Annotated in this window: 22 protein-coding genes; 9 read left to right on the forward strand and 13 right to left on the reverse strand. The window is 63.1% G+C overall.

All coding sequences use genetic code 11. The features are described from left to right. Window positions 1–131 precede the first annotated feature (131 nt). Entirely contained in the window at window positions 132–593 is a 462-nt protein-coding gene (locus AC1DIJ_RS12630; protein ID WP_112386488.1) for a BA14K family protein, read from the forward strand. A 54-nt stretch (window positions 594–647) separates the two neighbouring features. On the opposite strand, the gene AC1DIJ_RS12635 is transcribed toward AC1DIJ_RS12630, so the two are convergent. Beyond that, entirely contained in the window at window positions 648–1,643 is a 996-nt protein-coding gene (locus AC1DIJ_RS12635) for a transporter (protein WP_112386487.1), read from the reverse strand. Between the two features lie 226 nt (window positions 1,644–1,869). Between AC1DIJ_RS12635 and AC1DIJ_RS12640 the strand changes: the two genes are divergently transcribed. The 3 genes from AC1DIJ_RS12640 to mcpU all read left to right on the forward strand — a co-directional run bounded on the left by AC1DIJ_RS12640 (window position 1,870) and on the right by mcpU (window position 6,695). Next, window positions 1,870–3,648, forward strand: coding sequence for an acyl-CoA dehydrogenase family protein (locus AC1DIJ_RS12640; protein WP_112386486.1), 1,779 nt, complete (start codon window positions 1,870–1,872; stop codon window positions 3,646–3,648). 7 nt (window positions 3,649–3,655) lie between these two features. Then, window positions 3,656–4,408, forward strand: coding sequence for a crotonase/enoyl-CoA hydratase family protein (locus AC1DIJ_RS12645; protein WP_112386485.1), 753 nt, complete (start codon window positions 3,656–3,658; stop codon window positions 4,406–4,408). Window positions 4,409–4,625: 217 nt separating this feature from the next. After that, window positions 4,626–6,695 carry a methyl-accepting chemotaxis protein McpU gene (mcpU, locus tag AC1DIJ_RS12650; RefSeq protein WP_112386484.1) on the forward strand — a complete coding sequence of 690 codons (2,070 nt, stop codon included), beginning with the start codon at window positions 4,626–4,628 and terminating at the stop codon, window positions 6,693–6,695. 230 nt (window positions 6,696–6,925) lie between these two features. Here the strand turns inward: mcpU and AC1DIJ_RS12655 are convergent, their stop codons facing one another. Beyond that, window positions 6,926–8,176: a class I SAM-dependent RNA methyltransferase gene (locus tag AC1DIJ_RS12655; protein WP_112386483.1), complete on the reverse strand. Its 1,251-nt coding sequence runs from the start codon at window positions 8,174–8,176 to the stop codon at window positions 6,926–6,928. After that, the gene (locus AC1DIJ_RS12660; RefSeq protein ID WP_112386482.1) at window positions 8,173–8,919 is read right to left on the reverse strand and encodes a TlyA family RNA methyltransferase; all 747 of its coding nucleotides are present in this window, start codon (window positions 8,917–8,919) and stop codon (window positions 8,173–8,175) included. Before AC1DIJ_RS12660 ends, AC1DIJ_RS12655 begins: the two co-directional genes overlap by 4 nt. Window positions 8,920–9,047: 128 nt before the next feature. Here AC1DIJ_RS12660 and AC1DIJ_RS12665 point away from each other — a divergent pair, with 128 nt between their 5' ends. Next, window positions 9,048–10,049: a DUF4424 domain-containing protein gene (locus AC1DIJ_RS12665; protein WP_477831434.1), complete on the forward strand. Its 1,002-nt coding sequence runs from the start codon at window positions 9,048–9,050 to the stop codon at window positions 10,047–10,049. Window positions 10,050–10,264: 215 nt separating this feature from the next. After that, the gene (locus AC1DIJ_RS12670; RefSeq protein WP_477831413.1) at window positions 10,265–12,208 is read left to right on the forward strand and encodes a methyl-accepting chemotaxis protein; all 1,944 of its coding nucleotides are present in this window, start codon (window positions 10,265–10,267) and stop codon (window positions 12,206–12,208) included. A 267-nt stretch (window positions 12,209–12,475) separates the two neighbouring features. Here AC1DIJ_RS12670 and dxs read toward each other — a convergent pair whose 3' ends face one another. The 6 genes from dxs to AC1DIJ_RS12700 form a co-directional block, all read right to left on the reverse strand. Then, on the reverse strand, window positions 12,476–14,392 hold the full coding sequence (gene dxs / locus AC1DIJ_RS12675) for a 1-deoxy-D-xylulose-5-phosphate synthase (protein WP_112386479.1): 1,917 nt from the start codon (window positions 14,390–14,392) through the stop codon (window positions 12,476–12,478). A 104-nt stretch (window positions 14,393–14,496) separates the two neighbouring features. Continuing rightward, complete coding sequence (locus AC1DIJ_RS12680) at window positions 14,497–15,420, reverse strand: pirin family protein (RefSeq protein ID WP_112386478.1); 924 nt, start codon at window positions 15,418–15,420, stop codon at window positions 14,497–14,499. A gap of 3 nt (window positions 15,421–15,423) precedes the next feature. Beyond that, entirely contained in the window at window positions 15,424–15,780 is a 357-nt protein-coding gene (locus AC1DIJ_RS12685; protein WP_162705929.1) for a HepT-like ribonuclease domain-containing protein, read from the reverse strand. Then, entirely contained in the window at window positions 15,770–16,078 is a 309-nt protein-coding gene (locus AC1DIJ_RS12690) for a nucleotidyltransferase domain-containing protein (protein WP_112386476.1), read from the reverse strand. The genes AC1DIJ_RS12685 and AC1DIJ_RS12690 overlap by 11 nt, the downstream gene beginning before the upstream one ends. 44 nt (window positions 16,079–16,122) lie before the next feature. Beyond that, window positions 16,123–16,374 carry an exodeoxyribonuclease VII small subunit gene (locus tag AC1DIJ_RS12695; RefSeq protein ID WP_003545921.1) on the reverse strand — a complete coding sequence of 84 codons (252 nt, stop codon included), beginning with the start codon at window positions 16,372–16,374 and terminating at the stop codon, window positions 16,123–16,125. A 2-nt stretch (window positions 16,375–16,376) separates the two neighbouring features. Further along, window positions 16,377–17,312, reverse strand: coding sequence for a histone deacetylase family protein (locus tag AC1DIJ_RS12700; RefSeq protein WP_112386475.1), 936 nt, complete (start codon window positions 17,310–17,312; stop codon window positions 16,377–16,379). 161 nt (window positions 17,313–17,473) lie between these two features. Here AC1DIJ_RS12700 and AC1DIJ_RS12705 point away from each other — a divergent pair, with 161 nt between their 5' ends. Next, on the forward strand, window positions 17,474–17,875 hold the full coding sequence (locus AC1DIJ_RS12705; protein ID WP_112386474.1) for a hotdog family protein: 402 nt from the start codon (window positions 17,474–17,476) through the stop codon (window positions 17,873–17,875). On the opposite strand, the gene AC1DIJ_RS12710 is transcribed toward AC1DIJ_RS12705, so the two are convergent. The 3 genes from AC1DIJ_RS12710 to AC1DIJ_RS12720 are packed head-to-tail and all read right to left on the reverse strand — an operon-like array spanning window position 17,872 to window position 19,742. Then, window positions 17,872–18,435: a biotin transporter BioY gene (locus AC1DIJ_RS12710; RefSeq protein WP_112386473.1), complete on the reverse strand. Its 564-nt coding sequence runs from the start codon at window positions 18,433–18,435 to the stop codon at window positions 17,872–17,874. The two genes, AC1DIJ_RS12705 and AC1DIJ_RS12710, sit on opposite strands and share 4 nt — an antisense overlap. Window positions 18,436–18,459: 24 nt before the next feature. Continuing rightward, the gene (locus AC1DIJ_RS12715; protein ID WP_112386472.1) at window positions 18,460–19,068 is read right to left on the reverse strand and encodes an energy-coupling factor transporter transmembrane component T family protein; all 609 of its coding nucleotides are present in this window, start codon (window positions 19,066–19,068) and stop codon (window positions 18,460–18,462) included. After that, a complete protein-coding gene (locus AC1DIJ_RS12720) occupies window positions 19,068–19,742 on the reverse strand; it encodes an ABC transporter ATP-binding protein (RefSeq protein ID WP_112386471.1) in 675 nt (224 codons plus the stop codon). The genes AC1DIJ_RS12715 and AC1DIJ_RS12720 overlap by 1 nt, the downstream gene beginning before the upstream one ends. 98 nt (window positions 19,743–19,840) lie before the next feature. On the opposite strand from AC1DIJ_RS12720, the gene AC1DIJ_RS12725 reads away from it, so the two are divergent. After that, a complete protein-coding gene (locus tag AC1DIJ_RS12725; RefSeq protein WP_112386470.1) occupies window positions 19,841–21,031 on the forward strand; it encodes a winged helix-turn-helix domain-containing protein in 1,191 nt (396 codons plus the stop codon). Between the two features lie 118 nt (window positions 21,032–21,149). Next, the gene (locus tag AC1DIJ_RS12730; protein WP_112386469.1) at window positions 21,150–21,500 is read left to right on the forward strand and encodes a KTSC domain-containing protein; all 351 of its coding nucleotides are present in this window, start codon (window positions 21,150–21,152) and stop codon (window positions 21,498–21,500) included. A 21-nt stretch (window positions 21,501–21,521) separates the two neighbouring features. Here AC1DIJ_RS12730 and ribB read toward each other — a convergent pair whose 3' ends face one another. Further along, a complete protein-coding gene (gene ribB, locus AC1DIJ_RS12735) occupies window positions 21,522–22,625 on the reverse strand; it encodes a 3,4-dihydroxy-2-butanone-4-phosphate synthase (protein ID WP_112386468.1) in 1,104 nt (367 codons plus the stop codon). Window positions 22,626–22,633: the final 8 nt, after the last annotated feature.

A 22,633-nucleotide genomic window follows, 5' to 3' on the forward strand; every position in this document is an offset into this window, starting at 1 on the left:
GCCGGTTAATCTCCGGTTCATCGGCGCTTTCGTAACTTCAACCCGTGCTTGAAGAAAACGGTGCCGGGAACCTTTTCCGTCCCTGCGCGTTTGCTGACAGGCAAATTCCGCTCTTGGGATGGAGAACGACAATGATTGGTCTCAGTAAGAAGATTTCGGCCGCTGTGCTGTCCGCCGCTGTTGTCCTGACGAGCTTCCTGCCGTCTGAGGCCATGCCGCTGGCAGCAGCGCCGAAGGTCATTCAGCAGCAGGAACAGGCTTCCAGCATTCAGGACGTCCAGTATCGCCGCTATTATCCGCGCCGGGGCCCCGGCTGGTATGGCGGCTATCGTGGCTATCCGTATTACCGCAACGGCTACCGCCACTATAACGGCTACTGGTATCCGTTGGCTGCCTTCGGTGCCGGTGCGATCATCGGTGGTGCCATCGCTTCGCAGCCGCGCTACTATGCGCCGCCCCCCCGCTACGCCGCACCGCGCCTGACGGCCGCCCATGTGTCGTGGTGCGAGAACCGCTACCGCTCGTATCGTGTCTACGACAACACCTTCCAGCCGTATAACGGCCCGCGCCAGCAGTGCTACTCGCCCTACTGATGCAAAGCGCATCAAGATGATCGAGGCCCGGCAGAAATGCCGGGCTTTTTGCTGTCAGAGAATGTTGACGCGTTTCAGCAGCCACCAGGCAAATACGATCGAGGCGAGGATCAGCGCCACCGCATATTCCGTCCCGCCCGACCCCTGGGCGAAGGGCAGATTAGCGGTGTTCATGCCGAAGAAGCCTGTGACCAGCGTCGGCGGCAGCAGGAAGGCGGTCATGATCGACAGGATGTAGAGGTGCCGGTTGGTCTCCGACGACAGCTTCGAGTCGATTTCTTCGTGCAGCAGCCGGGCGCGTTCCTGCAGCGCGTAGATGTCGTGATCGACTGTCTCCAGCCGGCTGGTCAGCCGCCCCGCGATGTCGTCGAAACCGAAGGGCATCTCGTCCTCGTCGGATGCCGAAGCCCGGCGCATCAGCGCCAGCACGTTTCTGAGGTGGCGGTGGAGGCGCACGACCGTGCGGCGCACCGGCGCCAGCCGCCGCCGCTCGTCGCGCGGCGTGTTGTCGTAGACAAAGTCTTCGATCAGGTTCAGCTCTTCCGTCAGTTCCATGACGACGGAGATCAGCGTGCGCTGGAATTCGATCACAAGCAGCTCGAAGATATCGACCGGCCGTTCGAACTTTGCCGGGTTCTTTTCGATCATGATGCGCGCCCGGTCGGCGCTGCGCAGCGGCTGCAGCCGGGTGGTGACGATGAAGCGGCCGGAGATCGCAAAATGCAGCCAGCCGAGATCGGCGGTATCCTGGTCGAATTCGCGCTGGCAGTCGATGAGCGTGCCGTAGAGCATCTGCTCGTCGACAGTGAGCGCCGCATGGGTGTCGCGCGTCGTCAGCGCCGACTTGGCATCCTCGGTCAGGCCTTCAAGCGTGTCCAGTAGCGCCGGGACGCGCGCATCGGCCAGGTTCAGATGCAGCCAGTAGAAACCGTCTCCGGCCGTCAGCTCCGCCGCCATCGCGCTGTTATCGAGCCGGATCGCGGTCTTCGAACCTGCCGGGAAACGGTATGCCCAGATGAGGCCGGGGATATTGGCAGGCAGTGTATCCATCAGTCACCGGTCCTTCGCAAAGCCGTCATTCTCTTTTTGGCATTCCGCTCTAGAGATTCTCCATGACGTTTGTTTGCACAACGCTGCGAATAAGCAAGAGGCGAGACAACGTGGCGCAGCCCTGACACGCTTCAAAATCGAAATTGACGTTTACGTAAAAATCAATTAGCCCTGAGGCTGGAGGATGGCCGGTACCGATCACTGGCCGGATATGCGAGGAGACACCATGTACAAGGCGCCCGTCGAAGAGATCGCTTTCACGCTGAAGCATGTCGCCGGCCTGAAGGACGCGTTGGACAAGGGCCTGTTCGGCGATCTCGGCGAAGATCTCGTCGATGCGATCCTGACGGAAGCCGGTCGCTTCGCCACTGATGAGGTCGCGCCGCTCGGGGAGATCGGCGATACGCAGGGCGCCCGACTGATCGATGGCGCGGTCAAGACGCCGGATGGCTGGGCGAAGCTCTATCAGGACTGGATCGCCGGCGGCTGGAACGGCCTGACCGGCCCGGAAGAATTCGGCGGGCAGGGGCTCCCTGTTCTTCTCAATGTCGCCGCTCTCGAAATGTGGAATTCCGGCGCCACCGCCTTCGCGCTCTGCCCGACGCTGACCATGGGCGCCGTGGAAGCACTTCTGGCCCACGGCTCCGAAAACCTGCAACAGACCTATCTGCCGAAACTCGTCTCCGGCGAGTGGACCGGCACGATGAACCTCACCGAGCCGCAGGCAGGCTCCGATGTCGGCGCGCTCAAGAGCCGCGCCGAGCGCCGTGACGATGGCACCTACCGCATCTTCGGCCAGAAGATCTTCATCACCTGGGGCGAACACGACGCTACCGATAATATCATCCACCTCGTCCTCGCCCGCCTGCCGGATGCGCCTGCCGGAACGCGCGGCATCTCGCTGTTCCTGGTGCCGAAATTCCTCGTCAATGCCGACGGCTCGCTCGGCGCCCGCAACGACGTCTTCGTCCATTCGCTCGAGCACAAGATGGGCATCCACGGCTCGCCGACCTGCACGATGATCTATGGCGACGGCAAGTTCGGGGGTGAGAAGGGCGCGATCGGCTGGCTGATCGGCGAGGAGAACAAGGGCCTCAACTGCATGTTCACGATGATGAACAACGCCCGCCTGACGGTCGGCATGCAGGGCGTGGCGATCGCCGAAGCCGCCACCCAGAAGGCGATCGCGTTCGCCAAGGAGCGTACCCAGGGCAAGGCGCCCGGCTGGACCGGCTCCGGCATGAGCCCGATCATCGAGCACCCCGATGTCATCAGGATGCTGCTGACGATGAAAGCGCTCACCCAGGGCTCGCGCGCCATCTCCTACGCCTGCGCCCATGCGATCGACATGTCGCATCACGCAGGCAGCGATACGAAGCACTGGCAAGAGCGCGCCGCTCTCCTGACCCCGATCGCCAAGTCCTTCTCGACCGACGCAGGCGTTGACGTCGCCTCGCTCGGCATCCAGGTGCATGGCGGCATGGGCTTCATCGAGGAAACCGGTGCCGCCCGCTTCCTGCGCGATGCCCGCATCGCCCCGATCTATGAAGGCACCAACGGCATCCAGGCGATCGACCTCGTGACGCGCAAGCTGCCGCTCTCGAATGGCGAGCATGTGAAGGGCTTCATCGCCGAGCTCGGTGCCATCGCCGAAGCGGTACGCGGTTCAAACCTCTCTGCCTTCGGCGAAACCGCAGCCCGCCTCGACACCGCCATCGCCGATCTGACCGAGGCAACGGAGTGGCTGATGAAAGCCCAGGCCGATGGCAAGATCGCCGAAGCACTCTCGGGCGCCACACCCTATCAGCGTCTGTTCGGCCTGGTGCTGACCAGCGCCTATCTCGCCAAGGGCGGCCTCGCCAAGACAGGCGACGGCGCTGAAGACGGCCGCATCGCGCTCTGCCGCTTTGCCGCCGAAAACCTGCTGTCCGAAACCGCTGCCCTGAAGGACCGCACCGTCAATGGTGCCGCGAGCCTTGCCGCAGCCCGCGCCATCCTGGCCTGAGGATCCCATGACCGACCATATCATCGTCGAGCAATCCGCCGGGCATCCGGGTGTCCAGATCATCCGCTTCAACCGGCCGGACAAGAAGAACGCCATCACCCGCGCCATGTATGTGCGGATGACAGAAGCGCTGAAGGCCGCCGATACCGACGAGGCGATCCGTGCCACCGCCTTCCTCGGCACCGAAGGCGCGTTTTCGGCGGGCAACGACATCGCCGATTTCCTGGCCGCCGCGATGGGCGGCAGCCTCGGCCACGAGCTTCTCGATTTCCTCTATGCTCTGGTCAATGCGCAGAAGCCGCTGATCTCGGGCGTCGACGGCCTGGCGATCGGCATCGGCACCACCATGCACATGCATTGCGATCTGACCATCGCCTCCCTCCGCAGCCAGTTCCGCACCCCCTTCGTCGATCTGGCGCTGGTGCCGGAAGCCGCCTCCAGCCTGCTCGCGCCACGCATCATGGGCCACCAGCGCGCCTTCGCGCTGCTGGCCGCAGGCGAAGCTTTCACGGCTGCCGAGGCACGCGATGCCGGATTGATCTGGAAGGTTTGCGCTCCAGGCGAGGTGGAGCATCTGACGCTGTCAACGGCCGCCAAGCTTGCGGCCAAGCCCGCCAAGGCGCTGAAGATCGCCCGCGATCTTGTCCGCGGTCCGCGCGAAGAGATTACCGCACGTATAGATGAAGAAGCACACCACTTCGCCGCACAGTTGAAAAGCGACGAGGCAAGAAAAGCCTTCGAAGCTTTCATGCGGCGCTAATATAAAAACATAGGGTTTTAGCTAAATTTTAAGTGTGTTTTAATGCGACCCTACTAATCAGGAAGTGACGAATTGCCCGTTCGTCCAGGCGCATGACGCGCCTTGTGCAGCTTTGCCCCCAAGCCCCATCCGCCCGATCCGTTCCGCCGCGCAGTCCATCCGCGCAAACGGCAAGGTGGTAGACTTCGAAAGAACGCACTTGAAGAAGACGAATTTGATGACGCGCATTCTCGTCGCCGCGTCCGCAGTTGTCCTGGCGGCCTTTGCCGCCTTCTCCTTTTACATCAACTCCGTCCAGCGCGACGTTACCACCGCCTCGATCGAAGCCAATATCCAGTCCTCTGGCGAGCAGGCCGCCCACAGCCTCGCCAACTGGATGAACGGCCGCGTCACGCTGACCGCCATGGTCGCGAACGCCATTGGCCGTGCGTCCGATCAGGCCGGCACACTCAACGTGCTGCAGAATGACGTCCTCACCAGCCAGTTCGTCAGCACCTATTTCGGCGATGAACAGGGCGTCTTCACCATGTGGCCGAAGCTGCCGATGCCCGATGGCTACGACCCGCGCAAGCGCCCGTGGTATCAGGACGCCGTCAAGGCCAATGCCAGCGTCATGACCGAGCCTTATGTCGATGCATCCAGCGGCGACCTGATCATCAGCGCTGCCGTTCCGGTTCAGCGCGATGGCAAGCTCGCCGGCGTCGTCGGCTCCGACTTCTCGCTCGAAACCATGGTCAAGATGATCAAGGAGATCGATCTCGGCGGCCAGGGCACGGCTTTCCTCGTTAACAAGAGCGGCCAGATCCTCATCCATCCCGATGCCAAGCTGGTCACCAAGACGCTGGCCGATGCCTTCCCGAAGCAGACCCCGAAGATCGGCACCGGCCTCGTCGCCACCGAATTTGCCGGCAAGCCCGTTCTCGTCAGCTTCATGCCGGTCGCCGGGCTGCCGACCGTCGAGTGGTCTCTCGGCTTCGTCGTCGATAGCGACAAGGCCTTTGCCGCACTCAACGAATTCCGCATCGCTGCCACCATTGCCACGCTACTCGCCGTCGGCCTGATGATCGCCGCAATGGCCTGGCTGCTGCACGGCCTCGTCGTCCAGCCGGTCACGGCGATGACCGCCGCGATGCAGAAGCTTGCCGCAGGTGATCTCTCGGCCGCCATTCCCGGCCAGGAGCGCCGCGACCAGATCGGCTCGATGGCCGAGGCCGTTGCGGTCTTCAAGTCGAACGCTATCGATCGCCAGCGTCTCGAAGGCGAGGCCGAGGAAGGCCGCTCGCTGACCGAGCGGGAGCGTCAGGAGCGCGAGGCACAGAAGGCCCGCGAAGCGGCCGAAATCCGCACCGCCGTCGACGCCCTTGGCGGGGCGCTCGGCGCGCTGTCGGACGGCAACCTCGCGCACCGCATCGAGACGCCCTTTGCCGCCCATCTCGACCGCCTGCGCAATGACTACAACAGCGCTGTCGGCAAGCTGCATGGCGCTCTCCAGACCGTCGGCAGCAACGCTAATGCGATCGACGCCGGTGCAACCGAAATCCGCACCGCCGCCGATGGTCTCGCCCGCCGCACCGAGCAGCAGGCCGCTTCCGTCGAAGAAACCGCAGCGGCGCTGGAAGAGATCACCACGACGGTCAAGGATACCGCCCGCCGCGCCGAGGAAGCCGGCAACCTGGTTTCTAACACCCGCAGCGGCGCCGAAAAATCCGGCCAGATCGTCCGCAAGGCTGTCGATGCCATGACCGGCATCGAACAATCCTCGGAGCAGATCTCCAGCATCATCAGCGTCATCGACGACATCGCCTTCCAGACTAACCTTCTGGCGCTGAATGCAGGCGTCGAGGCAGCGCGCGCCGGTGAAGCGGGCAAGGGCTTTGCCGTCGTCGCTCAGGAAGTCCGCGAACTTGCCCAGCGCTCCGCCAAGGCCGCGAAGGAAATCGAGGCGCTGATCACCACCTCGAACGCTCAGGTCCGCTCCGGCGTGACGCTGGTTGGCGAAACAGGCAAGGCGCTGGAAGCCATCGTCACGCAGGTCCAGGAAATCAGCCGTCATGTCGGCGCGATCGTCACCGCCACCCGCGAACAGTCGACCGGTCTCCACGAGATCAACACGGCCGTCAACACCATGGACCAGGGCACGCAGCAGAACGCCGCCATGGTCGAGGAACAGACCGCCGCCAGCCACGGCCTCGCCGCCGAAGCAGCCAAGCTGATGCAGCTGCTGTCGCAGTTCAATCTCGGCAGCGGCCAGTCCGACGCTTCGTCGGGTCACCGCCGCGTCGCTTGATAAGGCCTGCTGTGAACTGAAAATGCCCGCGGAGACGCGGGCATTTTTGTTTTGGGACTCTCCCTCATTCCTGTGCTTGTCACAGGAATCCAGCCGGCCCAAGTCTTTGGGCCGAAAGGACTCTTCCCACCACGCAGACGCGTGGTGACTGGATTCCTGTGACAAGCACAGGAATGAGGGACGGAGAGCGCGCGATTCACAGAAAGATACGCGGCCCGACCAGCTGCGGCCTACTTCTCCAGCGTCGCCACCACTTCCACATGCGCCGTCCAGAGGAACTGGTCGATCGGCGTGACGCTGGTGAGGCGATAGCCACCGGCGATGAGAATGGCGAGATCGCGCGCCAGTGTCAGCGGATTGCAGCTGACGGCGACGACCTTCTTGACCGCGGAGCGCGCCAGCTCCTGGCTCTGGAATTCGGCGCCAGCGCGCGGCGGATCGAAGACCACAGCATCGCAATGCTTGAACTCGGCGGTCATCAGCGGGCGGCGGAAGAGGTCGCGCTTTTCGATGCTGACGGGCTTCAGCCCCTGCGCCTTGCGTGCCGCCTGGTCGAGCGCGGCGAGAGCCTTGTCTTCGCCTTCCACGGCATGCACCCGGCCGATACGGGCAAGCCTCAGCGAGAAGGTGCCCGATCCGGCAAAGAGGTCGGCGATGCGCTTGGCCTTGCCCACATGGGCGACGACCAGCTCGGCCATCGCGTCTTCCGCCGGCTTGGTCGCCTGCGTGAAGCCGCCGGCCGGCGGCGAAACCTGTACGCCGCCGAAATCGACGACCGGCTTGGCAGGCTCGACCAGAATCTCGCCATTCAGCGAAACGCGGGCGATGCCGCGCATGCCGAGCACGGTTTCTACCGCCTTGCGGCGCTGCTGGTCGGAAAGCTTCTTGATGCCCTCGACGGCAAGGTCGAGCCCGGACGCGGTCTCCAGCACGGAGATGCGGAAGGCTTCGGCATTGGCCGCCATGGAGGCGCCGATGGCCTTGATCGCCGGCAGCCGGGCCATGATACCCGCCGCCGAGATGGGACATTCCTCGATATCGACGATGTGGTGGCTTTCGGCCTGATTGAAGCCGATCAGCATATCCTTCTCGGTCTTGCGTGCCGCAAAGACCACGCGGCGGCGCTCGCCGGGATGGGCCACGACCAGATCGCCGACCTCGGCCTCGATGCCCTGCGATTTCAGTGCGTTGACCACCAGCTGCCGCTTGAAGGCGCGGTAGGGCGCATCCGCAAGATGCTGCAGCGTGCAGCCGCCGCAGGTGCCGTTGACGCCGTCGGGACCGAAGTGGCGGCAGGCAGGCTCCTGCCGGTCCGCCGACGCCTTGGCGATCGACATGATCGTGCCCTGGTTCTTCACGCGGGCGATTGCCACCTCTTCGCCGGGCAGCGCAAACGGCACATAGATCGGGCCGTCCTTGCCGCTGGCAATGCCGTCGCCCTGTCCGCCAAGTTTCTGGATGGTGACTGTTTCAGTGCTCACGGCTTTGTTCCTGCGAGTAGATATTCCTGGTTGCCATCGCCGCCGGCAATGGGGGAGGCGATGAGCCCAAGGCTCTTCCAGCCCATCTCCTCTACGAACCAGCGTTCCAGCGAAGCCGCCACATCGGGCGCCGAAGCGGGATCTTTCAGCATGCCGCCCTTGCCGATCGCCTCGCGCCCGGCCTCGAATTGCGGCTTGACGAGCAGAACCGCGGTCGTACCGCTTTCGGCGATCTCGAGCGACGGCGCCAGCGCCAGCCGCAGCGAAATGAACGACACGTCGGAGACGATGAAGGTCACGTCATGGCCGACATCGTCGGCCGTCAGGTTGCGGGCGTTGAAGCCTTCGATATTGGCGACACGCGGATCGCCTGCAATGCGCGGATGCATTTGCCCATGCCCGACGTCGATCGCCGTCACATGGGCCGCACCGCGCTCCAGCAGAACTTCGGTGAATCCACCGGTCGAGGCGCCGATATCAAGACAGTGGTGTCCCGCCGGATCGAGAGAGAAATGGTCGAGCGCCGCCGTCAGCTTCAGGGCTGCGCGCGAGACATAATCCTGCGCCGGATCGTTGATTTCGATCGCGGCTTCCTCGGTAAAGAGCGCTCCGGGCTTGGTGACGGTCTTGCCGCCGACCTTCACCGTGCCGCGGTCGATGGCATCGCGCGCCCGCGAGCGGCTGGCAAAAAGACCGAGGCTGACGAGCAGCTGGTCGAGACGTTGTGGGTTCTGATCGGACATGGGCAGTCCATGACTGGCAAAACCCGCGCTTGCAAGCCTTTTGTTTGCGCCGCCGCCGTTGACGCCCGCGCGTGCTCGGCGATAATTCCGGCTCTGGTCATGGGGCAGGGGAGTGAAACGGCATGCCGATATCAAGAAGCGTGGCTCTGATCGCCGCCGTCATGATTGCCGCCCCGGCACTCGCCAACGACACCATGGCGGAGCTGAAGACCGGCGGCCTGACCTTCATCGAATCTCCTGACGTCAGCATGGAAAGCGAGGCGCTCTTCATCTCGGCCAAGGAAGTCCGCGTCGATTACGTCTTCGAAAACAGCGCGGACAAGGATGTCGAGACCCTCGTCGCCTTCCCGATGCCCGACCTGCCTGGCCATTTGGAGAGCGATATCGCGATCGCCGACGCCGGCAAGGACAATTTTCTCGATTTCACCGTGACACAGGACGGCAGGCCGATCTCGCCGACGCTGCAGCAGCGGGCGATCGCCGCCAGCATCGATGTGACCGATGACCTGAAGGCGCAAAACGTTCCGCCGCTTCCCTATGCCGAAGGCACGGCTGCAGCGCTCGAAAAGCTCCCCGACGCCGTCAAGCAGGACTGGCTGTCGCGCGGCCTGCTCTATGACGACGTCTATGACAATGACGGCAGCGGCATGAAGCATCACATGACGCCGCTCTGGACATTGCGCTCCACCTACTGGTGGAAAACCGTCTTTCCGGCCAGGGCCAAGGTGACGGTCTCGCACCGTTATACGCCGAGCGTCGGCGGCACCGTGGCGATCAGTTTCCTGGATGAAGGGCAGGCCAAGGGCGATCGCTTCGCCGAATATAAAAGCCGCTACTGCATGGACGACGGCTTCGTGAGAGCGGCGCAGAAACTTGACAGGGCGCAGGTGAATGGCGGCCCGAACTACACGGAAAGCTGGATTTCCTACATCCTCAAGACCGGCGCCAACTGGAACGGCCCGATCAAGAACTTTAAGCTGACGCTCGACAAAGGCGATGCGAAGAACCTGATCAGCTTTTGCGGTACCGGCGTGAAGAAGACCGGCCCGACGACCTTCGAGATGACGGCCACTGATTTCTGGCCGGAACGCGACCTCGATATCCTGATCCTCAACGCGCCGCAGGAATAGCGCCATCCCTATTTGTGCGGTGCAAACTTAAGCAATTTTAAAGCGGCGGCCACTAGGTTCCGCCCGATTGCAGCGGTTCGCCTGAATCGCTTCCGCCATGATGGCACGCATTTCCCTGCCCGCAGTTCATGTTCTCTCGTTTTTCAAAACATGTGGCCGCCGCCTCCCAGCGGCCGCGTTTTTGCCGCGCCGAATATTTGCCAGGAGAATTACCGGTGTTCGCCAATATTTCACTCAAGGGGAAGCTCGCGGCCACGTTCGCAGCCCTCATCGTCATTTTCGTTGCCGTCTCGTCCTATGTCTCCGTGAAGGCCAACGCCTCCGCCGACGCTGCCGCCCAGCAGGAAAAGTCCGAGCTGCTCGTCAACCAGATCGACGACGCTCTGCAGGCCATGCTCGAACAGGCCGTCAACCTGCGCGGCTTCATTCTCTTCCGCTCCGACAGCACCTATGGCGATATCTTCGCCAACCGCGAGCGCATGCTGAAGGCGATTGCCGCCGCCAAGGAAACAGCATCCGGCGAGCCGGAAGTGCTCTCCATGATCGACGGCATGCAGAAGGCCGCCGACCTCTATTTCCATGAACTTGCCGAGCCGCAGGCCAAGGCCCGCAAGGAAACCGAGACCCCGATCGAAGACGTCGTCAAGATCGGCGTCAACGCCACCAAGGGCCAGCTCGACGGCTTCCGTCAGGCCTCCGCCAAGATCAAAGCCGCAGCCCGCGACAAGTCCGCGTCGCTCGCCGCCATCCAGGCCGATGCCGACGGCGATCTCAACAACACGCTGCTCTTCGGCGGCATCGGCGCCTCGCTCGCGGCCGCTGTTCTCGCCTGGCTTCTGTCGCGCGCCATCGTCCAGCCGATCATCGGCATGACCACGGCGATGAGCCGCCTTGCGGCCGGCCACCACGATGTCGACGTTCCCGCCCTCGACCGCCGCGACGAAGTCGGCCGCATGGCCCAGTCGGTTCTGGTCTTCAAGGATGCGGCTGCCGAAAAGCTCCGGCTATCAGGTGAAACGGACCGCATGCGCAGCGACGCCGAGCGTCAGCGCCAGTTCTCCGACGAGGAGAAGGCTCGCGAATCCGCCGATATCCGCTTCGTCGTCGATGGTCTCGCAACCGGCCTGTCGAACCTGGCAAACGGCGATGTCGCAAGCCGCATCACCACGCCATTCTCAGCGCAGTTTGACGGTCTGCGCACCGACTTCAACCATGCTGCCGAGAAGCTGCAGGCGACCTTGCAGTCCGTCGGCCGCAACGCTTCGGCGATCAATGCCGGTGCCGGTGAAATCCGCTCGGCCGCCGATGATCTCGCCCGCCGCACCGAACAGCAGGCCGCAGCCGTCGAAGAGACCGCCGCAGCCCTCGAACAGGTCACGACCACCGTTCGCGACAGCGCCAAGCGCGCTGAAGATGTCGGCAAGCTGGTCGAGCGCGCTCGCCTCGGCGCCGAGCGATCCGGCGACGTCGTCCGCAAGGCCGTCACCGCCATGGAGCAGATCGAGAAGTCTTCGGGCGAGATCGGCAACATCATCGGCGTCATCGACGACATCGCCTTCCAGACCAACCTGCTGGCTCTGAACGCCGGCGTCGAAGCCGCGCGTGCCGGTGAAGCCGGCAAGGGCTTTGCCGTGGTCGCCCAGGAAGTCCGTGAGCTTGCCCAGCGTTCGGCGCAGGCCGCGAAGGAAATCAAGGCGCTGATCAACACGTCAGGCGAACAGGTCAATACCGGCGTTTCGCTGGTCGACCAGACTGGCAAGGCGCTGGCCGAAATCGTCAACGAGGTCCAGGAGATCAACCGCCACGTCGGCGCGATCGTCACCGCCACCCGCGAACAATCGATCGGCCTGCAGGAGATCAACACTGCCGTCAACAACATGGACCAAGGCACGCAGCAGAACGCCGCCATGGTCGAGGAACAGACGGCCGCCAGCCACTCACTGGCGCAGGAAGCCGCATCCCTCGACGCTCTCCTGCACCAGTTCAAGCTCGGTGCTGCCGCAGCCGTTGCTGTCGCCCCGCGCGCGGCAACCGCCCAGCCGGCCTCACGCCCGGTCGCCTCTCCGGCCCGCGCTCTGAACAACCGCGTCGCCTCCGCATTCGGCGGCAGGACTGCAACGGCCGCTGCGGCCGTGCAGGAAGATTGGGAAGAGTTTTGAGATCAGCCTGATCGTCTGAGACAGGGCCCCCGAGGGAAACTTCGGGGGCTTTTTTGTTTTTGGGTGCTTGCGGGTGTGGCCCCTCATCCCCGGTGTAACGAGTTGCACCTGAAACCTTCGGGCACCCTCTTCCCGAGGGGAGAAGGGAGTGTGACACTCGCTCGCCCTGTCAGCGAGTGAGAACGAAAGGCCTGTTCCAAACTCGATTTCCCTTTCCCCTCGGGGAGAGGGTAGGGTGAGGGGGTTCCGGATCAGGCGTTTTGCGATTTACCCCGCAACCCCAACCGCAGCACTGCGACCGAGCGCCCGGAATACCGTCGAGACAATCCCGGCGCGATCCAGCCCTGCATGGGCATTCATCGCCTCGGGCTTCGCCTGTTCCATCCAGATGTCGGGCATGACAAGCGAGCGCACCTTGAGCCCGTTGTCGAGCAGGCCTTCCATGGCCAGGAACTGCATCACGTGGCTGCCGAAGCCGCCGACGGAGCCTTCCTCGATGGTGATCAGGATTTCGTGGTGGGCGGCGAGCTGGCGGATCAGCTCGTGGTCGAGCGGCTTGGCAAAGCGCGCATCGGCAACGGTGGTGGAAAGACCGGCCGCATCGAGATCTTCGGCGGCAAGCACGCTGTCGGCGAGGCGGGTGCCGAACGAGAGCAGCGCCACCTTGGTGCCTTCCTTGACGATGCGGCCCTTGCCGATCTGCAGGATTTCGCCGCGCACCGGCATTTCGATGCCGACACCTTCGCCGCGCGGATAGCGGAACGAGATCGGGCCGGCATCATAGGCAGCGGCGGTGCGCACCATATGCTTCAGTTCAGCCTCGTCGGCAGCCGCCATCACCACGAAGCCGGGAAGGGCGGCCAGGAAGGTCGTGTCGAAGGAACCGGCATGCGTCGGCCCGTCGGCGCCCACGAAACCGGCGCGGTCGATCGGGAAACGGACGGGCAGGCCCTGGATGGCGACGTCATGGACGACCTGGTCGTAGGCGCGCTGCAGGAAAGTCGAATAGAGCGCGGCAAACGGCTTGTAGCCTTCGGCGGCGAGACCGGCGGCAAAGGTCACCGCATGCTGCTCGGCAATGCCGACATCGAAACAGCGGGCCGGATAAAGGCTTGCCAGCTTGTCCAGGCCGGTGCCGTTCGGCATCGCGGCGGTGATGCCGACGATCTTGTCGTCGAGCTCGGCTTCCTGCGCCAGCGCTTCGGCGAAGACGCTCGTATAGCTCGGTGCATTCGGCTTCACCTTCGCCTGGGCGCCGGTGATGACGTCGAACTTGTTGACGCCGTGGTACTTGTCGGCTGCGGCTTCCGCCGGCGGATAGCCCTTGCCCTTCTGGGTCACGACATGGATCAGAACAGGTCCTTCCGCATGGTCGCGCACATTGCGCAGAACCGGCAGCAGGTGCTCGAAGGAATGACCGTCGATCGGGCCGATATGATAGAAGCCCATCTCCTCGAACATCGTCCCGCCGGTCACGTAGCCGCGGGCATGCTCGACGGCGCGGGTAATGGCGCGGTCGACCTTCTTGCCGAGATAGGCGGTCAGTTTCTTGCCGAAATCGCGGAAGCCCATATAGGTGCGGCCGGAAGCGAGGCGCGCCAGATAAGCGCTCATCGCACCCGTCGGCGGGGCGATCGACATGTCGTTGTCGTTGAGGATGACGATCAGCCGGGCGTCGAGCGCACCGGCATTGTTCAGCGCCTCATAGGCCATGCCGGCCGACATCGCGCCGTCGCCGATCACGGCGATCACCCGCTTGTCGGTCTTGTCGAGTTCGGCGGCAACGGCCATGCCGAGACCCGCGGAGATCGAGGTCGAGGAATGGGCGGCGCCGAAGGGATCGTATTCGCTTTCGGCACGGCGCGTGAAGCCGGACAGGCCGTTTTCCTGGCGCAGGGTGCGGATGCGGTCGCGACGGCCGGTCAGGATCTTGTGCGGATAACACTGGTGGCCGACGTCGAAGATCAGCCGGTCGTCGGGCGTGTTGAAGACGCTGTGGATAGCGATCGTCAATTCGACGACGCCGAGGCCGGCACCCAGATGTCCGCCCGTTCGCGAGACAGCGTCGATCATCTCGTCGCGGACCTCGCGCGCAAGCTGCGGCAGCTCGCGATCATCGAGCTTGCGCAGGTCGGCGGGATAGGTGACCTGATCAAGCAGCGGTGTCTTCGGCGTTTGTGTCACGGGCGGGCGCTCTTTCTTGTCATTCTAGGCTTATGCTTATTCCGATTAAATTGCGGCAAAACAAGTGCGTTTCAAGAACCGCAACCCCTCCATTCTAGAGAAGTTCAGCCCTCAGGCAAAGGCACGAATTCCTCTTCATCCCCTGGAACGATATCGAAACGGCCGGTGCGCCATTCTTCCTTGGCCTTCTCGATGCGCTCTTTCGAGGAGGAGACGAAATTCCACCATATGTAGCGCTTGGAATTCAGGGCCGCGCCCCCGAAGAGCATCAGGTGACAGCCGTCGCTTCCTGCCTCCAGCGTGATTGGATCGCCCGGCCGGAAAACCAGCAACTGGTCGGCCGCAAAACGGTCTCCGGCGATGACCACTTCGCCCGAGAGCACATAGACCGCGCGTTCTTCATGGGCCGCAGCAAACGGAAACTTGGCGCCCGGCTGGATGTTGATGTCGGCATAGAGCGTATCGGAGAACACCTTGACCGGCGATTTCAGGCCCTCGAACGAACCGATGACGACGCGGCCGCGAATGCCGGTATCCTCGATGACAGGCATCTCGCTCTTTTCGGTATGGGCGAAGGCCGGATCGATCTCTTCCTTGTCGTCGGGCAGCGCGAGCCAGGTCTGCAACCCCGACATCAGCAGCGGATGACCGCGCAGATTGTCGGGCGTGCGTTCCGAATGCACGATGCCGCGCCCGGCCGTCATCAGGTTGATATCGCCCGGCCGGATCACCTTTTCGGTGCCGAGGCTGTCGAGATGACGGATTTCGCCGTCGAAGAGATAGGTGACCGTCGAAAGCCCGATATGCGGATGCGGCTTCACATCCAGCGCCTCATCCGGCTTCAGGATCGCCGGTCCCATCCGGTCGAAGAAGATGAACGGCCCGACCAGCCGCCGCTGCCTTGTCGGAAGCGCACGCCGCACCTGGAAACCGCCGATATCGCTGGTGCGCGGAATGATCAGATTCTCGATCGCATCACAGGCGAAGGCATCGCCGGGCAGGGGGTCTTTACCGGGGAAGAAGGACATGAATTATTTCTCCGCTTCGTCGTGTGCTGCAAGCAACGCTTTCACGTCTGCGAGCAGACGCTCAAAATGCCCGTTGACGGTGTCGTAGATCATCTTTCTGCTGATGCGGTCATAGTCATGACGCAGCACGTTGCCGATCCGGCGCACGGCACCCCAATCATGCTGCGGCAGCATCTCCTCGGCAAAACCATCAAGCTTGACGGCTGCTTCGGAAATGCGAAGGACGCAACGCTCAGTCGCATCGATAGTCTTCTGATCGGCAAGGAACTGTTCGAGCGTCATGCCGTGCATGTAGCTGAGCACGTTTTCGACATTTTCCGCGATATCGGCAAATCGCAGCCAGGGTTTTCTAGAAGGCAACTTTGCGGTCCCGTTCGATCTCCTGAGCGAGACGGGGCCTCCCGATCGGCTCAGTAACGACATCGACAGGGCGCCCTGTAATCTCCTCTAGCCGCTCCTTCAGTTCGCCGACAACGCGGAAGTAGGTCAAGCCCGATTCGAGGATGTGGTCCTCCAACAATACCGCCACATCGATATCGGATGTTTCCGTAGCCTCGTCACGGGCTACCGAGCCAAACAACGACAGGCCGGTGACGCCTGCAGCACGCAGCTCATCCTCGTGATCCCTGATAGTCGAAATGACGGTTTCTCTATCCATACACCCAATATAGGTGTGTTTGGTCAGGCGGTCGAGAGCGCCAATTAAGCCCCGTCGAGCGGCTCCACGCCCTGCGGCTTGCCGGCGCGGTCGAGACGGATCTTCTCGATACGGTTTTCGGCTGCAGAAAGCAGGGTTTCGCAATGCTTCTTCAGCGCTTCGCCGCGCTCGTAGATCTCGATGGATTCGTCCAGCGCCACGTCGCCGCGTTCCAGGCGGGCAACGATGCTTTCGAGTTCGGCCACGGCCTTTTCGAAGGAAAGACCTGAAACTTCAGGCTTGGCGCTGTCAGTCATACTCAACCCTTCATCAATCGAAGCACATGCAGGCCTGCCGATTCGGCGAGGCCTTCGAGATCATATCCGCCTTCCAGCAGGCTGACGACCCGGTTGGAGGCGCTTCTGTCGGCTATCTCCAGCAATCTTCCGGTCGCCCAGTCGAAATCCTCGCCGACCAGATTGATCTGTGCCAGCGGATCGCGGTGATGCGCGTCGAAGCCGGCGGAGATGATGATCAGGTCCGGGCGGAAGTCGTTGAGCGCCGGCAGCACGCGGGACTTGAAGGCTTCGCGAAAGTGGTCGCTGCCGACATTCGGCGAGAGCGGCGCATTGACGATCGTGCCATGCTTGCCGGTTTCGTCCTTGGCGCCGGATCCCGGATAGAGCGGCATCTGGTGCGTCGAGCAGAACAGCACCGAGGGATCGTCCCAGAAAATGTCCTGTGTGCCGTTGCCGTGATGCACGTCCCAGTCGACGATCGCGACACGTTCGGCGCCATAACGCTTCTGCGCATGGCGGGCGGCGATCGCGGCATTGTTGAAGAAGCAGAAACCCATTGCCTTGCTCTTCTCGGCATGGTGGCCGGGCGGGCGCGCGGCGACGAAAACGTTGTCCGCCTTGCCGGTGAACACGTCGTCGACGGCAGCCATGGCGCCGCCGACGCCTGTCAGCACCGCTTGCAGGCTCTTCGAGCTCGCATAGGTGTCGGCTTCCAGCTGGTTGATCTCGCCTTCCTCTTCCGGAATCTGCCGCATGACGGCGATCAGATGCTCTTCCGGATGGGCGAGCAGAACCGCATCCTCGTTGGCCTGCGGTGCCTCCTTGCGGTCCAGCCGCTCGAAGTTCGGATGGCCGAGCGCGACGTTGATCGCGCGCATCCGGTCCGGCCGTTCGGGGTGGCCTTCGGGCGTGACATGCTCAAGAAAGATCGGGTGTTCGTAAAGGCGGGTGCTCATGGCGACACTCTTATCCTCTGGCCCTGTCATGATCCACAGCAGATGGTGCCGGGCATGGCTATTTCAACAGGCGCGCACCGTCGAGTGCCTATCATCGCAAGCGTTTACTTCATCTCTGGCGGCGCCTAGTGTCCCGCGCGGGGCAGGGGGAAGACAATACGATGGCAAAGCCGAAACGCAGCAATGTGGCGCAGATACGAATACCGTTCCGGGATGTGGACATGAACGGTCAGATGTTTCTCGCGTCCTATATTTCCCACGCCGAAGCGGTGCTTGCAGGCTTCTGGTCGATGCGGCCGGAGCTTGATGACGAACCGCTCTATGTGGCGGCCAAAGTATCCTGCACGCTGCACCGCCCGCTTGCCTATGACGAGGAGGCGACCTTTACCGCGACCGTCGACAAGATCGGCCTTCGCTCCGTCGGCTTCATCATTTCTGTCGATGCCAAGGGAGACCGGGCCGCGGAAGTGGAGCTGACCTGGCAGGCGCGCGGGCGCGAGAGTGGCGAGCCGGTCGCGCTGCCGGAAGAGACGCGCGACTGGCTCTATAGTTTTCTCGATTAGGCGCGCACCGGCAGCAGCGGATAGCCGACCATCACGGCGCGGCCGACGAGTGCTGCGACAAAGGCCTTGGCGACGTCACCCGGCACGAAGGCCATTGAGCCGACAAAGGCCTGCTCAAGGTTGACGCCGCTGACCAGCGCCAGATAGCCGATGCCGAAAGCATAGAGCACGACGATCCCGCCGATCATCGCCGACAGGAAGAATCCAACCGTCTGCACGAGGCCGGATTGCTCGGCTTTGACCAGACGCTCGCTGAGATAACCTGTCGTGAAGGCGGCAAACAGCCAGCCGATCAGGAAGCCCGTCGTCGGCGCCGCGAAGGCGGCAAGTCCGCCGCGGCCGCCCGAAAGCACCGGCAGACCGATGGCGACGAGCACCCAGACGATCAGTACGGCAACCACGCCGCGGCGCGCGCCAAGCACGATGCCAGCCATCATCACGCCCATCGATTGCGCGGTGATCGGCACCGGAATGAAGCCGAGCGTGATCGGCGGCAGAATGCCGAGCGCCACGATGATCGCGGCAAAAAGGGCAGAGAGGACAAGGTCGCGGGTGCTCATCATGGGCTCCGTGTTTACGATCGGTTAACTGACATGCCGCCGAATGCCGCGCGCGTCAATTGCCGCGGCAATGTTATCCGCATCTCTGAGCGTCAGGATGATGAGGGGCGCCAGCATCGTCACGGGACGGACCTTTATGCCGCGCGCCGCATGCGCTTCCTTGATCGCCTGATAGCGGCCGAGAATCTCGGGCACGAAGCGGACGACGAGCCCAACCGCCAGCCCGACATCATTGGCCTGCACCAGCCCCAGCCGCTCGAGCGGGCGGGCAAGCAGCGTGATCTCGTCGATGAATTCGGCGATCGTCGTTGTCGCCGTCACGGCGGCGGCAAAGAACATCAGCGACGTCAGCCTGAGAAGCGCGACCACGGCGCCGTGCCAGGGATTGAAGGCAAGACTGAACAGCGCGACGATGCCGATCGTCAGCAGCACCGGCTTCAGCCGCTGCAGTGCCTGGGCAAGGGGAATGCCGAGCCGGAAATAGAGCATGGCACTTGCCAGCACGGCGATTGACAGCAGCGGAATATCGCGCGTCGTGAAAAGAATGACGCCGAGGATAGCCAGCACGAGCAGCTTGGCGCGCGCCGGCAGCCGGTGCATGAGGCTGTTACCCTCGACATAGAGCGATTGCATCAGCCGGCGATCTCCCGGTAGCGCGCGATCGCCTCTGCCGCCGGCGCGTCGGCAGCAAGTGCCCCCTCGTGGAAAACCAGCACGCGGCCGAAACCGGCGATCAGCTCCAGGTCATGGGTGATGACGATCGCATTCTCGGGCAGCCCCTCGATCAGCCGCTGCACCAGGACGCGGTTCTTCAGATCCAGCTGGTTGGTCGGCTCGTCGAGGATCAGGATATCGGGCCCGGTGACCAGCACCGAGGCGAGCGCTGCGATCTGCAGCTCGCCGCCGGAAAGCTCGTGCGCCCGGCGGCTGCCGAGATGGGCGGCGCCGAAACGCGTCAGGACAGCTTCGACCCTTGCCTCGATCTCGGATTTCGGTACGCCGCGGCTCTTCAGGCCGAAGGCAATATCGTCCTTCACGATCGGCAGGATGATCTGGTTCTGCGGCTGCTGGAAGATGAAGCCGACATCGCCGAGCGCGCCGCGCTCATCGGCCGTATCGCGGCCGTTGACGAGCACGCGTCCGGCCGTTGGCTTGGCAAGTCCGTTGATCAGCCGCGCGAAGGTCGTCTTGCCGGAGCCGTTCAGCCCGATCACGCCGATGCGGTTTTCGGCAAGCAGCAGGCTGAGTGGCTGCAGCGCCTGGCGCGCGCCGTAGCTGACCGCAGCGCCTTCGAAACGGATGTCCAAATTCAGTCCCTCATAGATCAGGCGCAAGCTTCTACAGCGACGGCGCGGAAAGTGCAAAAGCGGGTGGCTAGGAAGATTTTCCGACATATGATGAGGCCATGACGAATCTGCTCTCGAATGCCGATGCCCGCCGCGTCTTCATTGCCAAGCAGGGGCTGAGCGCACCGCCGAACCGCGCCTTGACCAAGGACGGGCTCTTGCAGCTCATCCACGATCTCGGCTTCGTGCAGGTCGACAGCATCCAGACGGTCGAGCGCGCCCATCACCAGATCCTGTTCTCCCGCAACCAGACCTACCGGCGCGAACACCTGACCTCGCTTCTGGAAAAGGACGGCGCGCTGTTCGAACACTGGACGCATGACGCCTCGATCCTGCCGAGCGCCTTCTTCAAATACTGGAAGCACAAGTTCGTCCATCAGGAGGAAGTGCTGGTCGAGCGCTGGCGCAAATGGCGTGGCGAGGGTTTTGAGGATGCCTTCGAGGAAACTTACGACCGCGTCGTCGCAAACGGCGCCATTCTGGCCCGTGATATCAAGGCGGATGGCCATGTCTCCGGCGGCTGGTGGAACTGGCATCCGAACAAGACGGCGCTCGAATATTTCTGGCATACGGGCAAGTTCGCCATCGCCGGGCGCTCGAACTTCCAGAAGATTTACGACCTCGTCGAACGCGTGATTCCGGACGAGTTCCGCGAACCCGAAGTAGACCGGGAGGAATTCATCGACTGGGCCTGCCGCAGCGCGCTCTCCCGCCTCGGCTTTGCCACATCGGGAGAGATTGCCGCCTTCTGGAACCTAATTTCCCCTGAAGCCGCAAAGGGGTGGGTTGCCGCCCATCGCGAGGAGCTCACCGAAGTGATCATCGAACCGGCGCTCGGCGGCAAACCGCGCCCGTCCTGGGCGCTTGCCGAATTCCCGGCCACGATAGACGGCTATCCGGATGCGCCGCCCCGCATCCGCGTGCTGAGCCCCTTCGACCCGATGATCCGCGACCGCAACCGCACCGAACGCCTCTTCGGCTTCTTCTACCGCATCGAAATCTTTGTGCCCGAGCCGAAGCGCGAATACGGCTATTACGTCTTCCCGCTGCTGGAGGGCGACAGGCTCATTGGCCGCATCGACATGAAGGCTGACAGGAAGAAGGGCACGCTGGACGTGAAGCGTCTGTGGCTGGAGCCGGGTGTGCGGGCCTCGGCCGGACGTCTCGACAGGCTCGCTGCCGAGCTCGACCGCGTCGCCCGCTTTGCCGGAGTGGAGCGCGTGATCCTTGCCAATGGCTGGCTCGGGTAGTTGATGCCAGACGTTTGAATTTTAAGCAGTTTTTTCGAAATTACCCGGCGTTAATCTTGACGCCGGTTTACCATGCCCATGCCAAAATTGTTAAGCACCGTTCCCCTACGGTTGGCGCATGAAAACGCACCTCATCAGATATGCCGCATGGTTGGCTTGGAACGACCTGGGCCGCAGGGTCAGGGCTCTGATCCGCAACCGCCGCGACGCCCGTGCCGCGGCGGCCTCAACACTCTCGCCGGGCGAGCAGCGAGAGCTGATGAAGCCGGTCGCGGTAAAGTCGGCGCTGATCGACGCGGTCTATTTCAGCCAGGAGGATGGCCGGCTTCGGGTCTGCCTTAGCAATGGCGAGGACCGGACCTTCGAGGGCGTCAACGAGGCGCATGTGATTGCCATGGTCACCTCGCAGTCGCCGGGCAGATATTACATGCGCAACGTCCGCCCCCGCTTCAAGCGTATCGCCGCCTGAGCGCGGGCGCATTTGCTGTGATCAGCCGAGTTCAGTCTTGGTGATCTTGATCCCAAAACCCTCAAGCCCGACATAGTGCCGCTCGCGGCTGGTCAGAAGCTTGATCGAGGTCACGCCGAGATCCTTCAGGATCTGTGCGCCGAGACCGATTTCCAGCCATTCGCTCTCGCGCGTTGCTGCTTCGGCATGCGCCTCGCGGCCCTGGCTGCGGGCCTTGCGGCCGTTGTCGATATGGCCGACACCGACGGAGCCTTCGCGCAGATAGACGATGATGCCGCGGCCTTCCTCGGCGATCTTCTGCATGTAGTGGTCGACAGGGCTCTTCTTGCCGAACAGATCTTCGGCAACATTCTCCGGATGCAGGCGCACCGGAATGTCGATGCCGTCGCGGATGTCGCCGAAGACGACGGCGAGGTGCTGCATCGGATCCCAGGGCAGCGAGTAGGTATGGGCCTTGGCCTTGCCGAACGGGGTTTCAATGTCGAAGCTCGCGCCGAGCTCGATCAGCGTTTCCTTGCGCTGGCGGTAGGCGATCAGATCGGCAACCGACACCTGCTTGAGGCCGTGTTCCTCCGCAAAGCTGCTCACCTGCGGACCGCGCATGACAGTGCCGTTGTCGTTGACGAGCTCGCTGATCACACCGATGAGCGGCAGACCGGCAAGCCTGCAGAGATCGACGGCGGCTTCCGTATGGCCGGAACGCATCAGCACGCCGCCCTCGCGGGCGACCAGCGGGAAAATGTGGCCCGGCCGGACGAAATCGGCAGCACCCACATTCGGGTTGGCGAGGTTGCGCACCGTCAGCGTCCGGTCGTCGGCCGAGATACCCGTCGTCGTGCCGTGCTTGAAGTCCACCGAGACCGTGAAAGCGGTCGTATGCGCCGAGTCGTTTTCGGCGACCATGGCATTGAGGTTCAGGCGCTTGGCCTCTTCCTTCGGCATCGGCGTGCAGACGATGCCCGAGGTGTGGCGAACGATGAAGGCCATCTTCTCCGGCGTACAGTGAACGGCGGCGACGATCAGGTCGCCTTCGTTCTCACGGTCGTCGTCATCCATGACAACGACGATTTCGCCGGCTTCGAAGGCCCGGATGGCATCGACGACGCGCTTCTGGTCATAAGGCATGGAGCAAT

It is taken from the genome of Rhizobium sp. 10N427, from assembly GCF_056394605.1.

What these genes read in the sequence shown, in the direction of transcription:
- AC1DIJ_RS12630 (WP_112386488.1), top strand. Translation starts at nt 132, where the DNA reads ATGATTGGTCTCAGTAAGAAGATTTCGGCCGCTGTGCTGTCCGCCGCT.
- AC1DIJ_RS12635 (WP_112386487.1), bottom strand. Translation starts at nt 1,643, where the DNA reads ATGGATACACTGCCTGCCAATATCCCCGGCCTCATCTGGGCATACCGT.
- AC1DIJ_RS12640 (WP_112386486.1), top strand. Translation starts at nt 1,870, where the DNA reads ATGTACAAGGCGCCCGTCGAAGAGATCGCTTTCACGCTGAAGCATGTC.
- AC1DIJ_RS12645 (WP_112386485.1), top strand. Translation starts at nt 3,656, where the DNA reads ATGACCGACCATATCATCGTCGAGCAATCCGCCGGGCATCCGGGTGTC.
- mcpU (WP_112386484.1), top strand. Translation starts at nt 4,626, where the DNA reads ATGACGCGCATTCTCGTCGCCGCGTCCGCAGTTGTCCTGGCGGCCTTT.
- AC1DIJ_RS12660 (WP_112386482.1), bottom strand. Translation starts at nt 8,919, where the DNA reads ATGTCCGATCAGAACCCACAACGTCTCGACCAGCTGCTCGTCAGCCTC.
- AC1DIJ_RS12680 (WP_112386478.1), bottom strand. Translation starts at nt 15,420, where the DNA reads ATGTCCTTCTTCCCCGGTAAAGACCCCCTGCCCGGCGATGCCTTCGCC.
- AC1DIJ_RS12690 (WP_112386476.1), bottom strand. Translation starts at nt 16,078, where the DNA reads ATGGATAGAGAAACCGTCATTTCGACTATCAGGGATCACGAGGATGAG.
- AC1DIJ_RS12695 (WP_003545921.1), bottom strand. Translation starts at nt 16,374, where the DNA reads ATGACTGACAGCGCCAAGCCTGAAGTTTCAGGTCTTTCCTTCGAAAAG.
- AC1DIJ_RS12700 (WP_112386475.1), bottom strand. Translation starts at nt 17,312, where the DNA reads ATGAGCACCCGCCTTTACGAACACCCGATCTTTCTTGAGCATGTCACG.
- AC1DIJ_RS12705 (WP_112386474.1), top strand. Translation starts at nt 17,474, where the DNA reads ATGGCAAAGCCGAAACGCAGCAATGTGGCGCAGATACGAATACCGTTC.
- AC1DIJ_RS12710 (WP_112386473.1), bottom strand. Translation starts at nt 18,435, where the DNA reads ATGAGCACCCGCGACCTTGTCCTCTCTGCCCTTTTTGCCGCGATCATC.
- AC1DIJ_RS12715 (WP_112386472.1), bottom strand. Translation starts at nt 19,068, where the DNA reads ATGCAATCGCTCTATGTCGAGGGTAACAGCCTCATGCACCGGCTGCCG.
- AC1DIJ_RS12725 (WP_112386470.1), top strand. Translation starts at nt 19,841, where the DNA reads ATGACGAATCTGCTCTCGAATGCCGATGCCCGCCGCGTCTTCATTGCC.
- AC1DIJ_RS12730 (WP_112386469.1), top strand. Translation starts at nt 21,150, where the DNA reads ATGAAAACGCACCTCATCAGATATGCCGCATGGTTGGCTTGGAACGAC.
- ribB (WP_112386468.1), bottom strand. Translation starts at nt 22,625, where the DNA reads ATGCCTTATGACCAGAAGCGCGTCGTCGATGCCATCCGGGCCTTCGAA.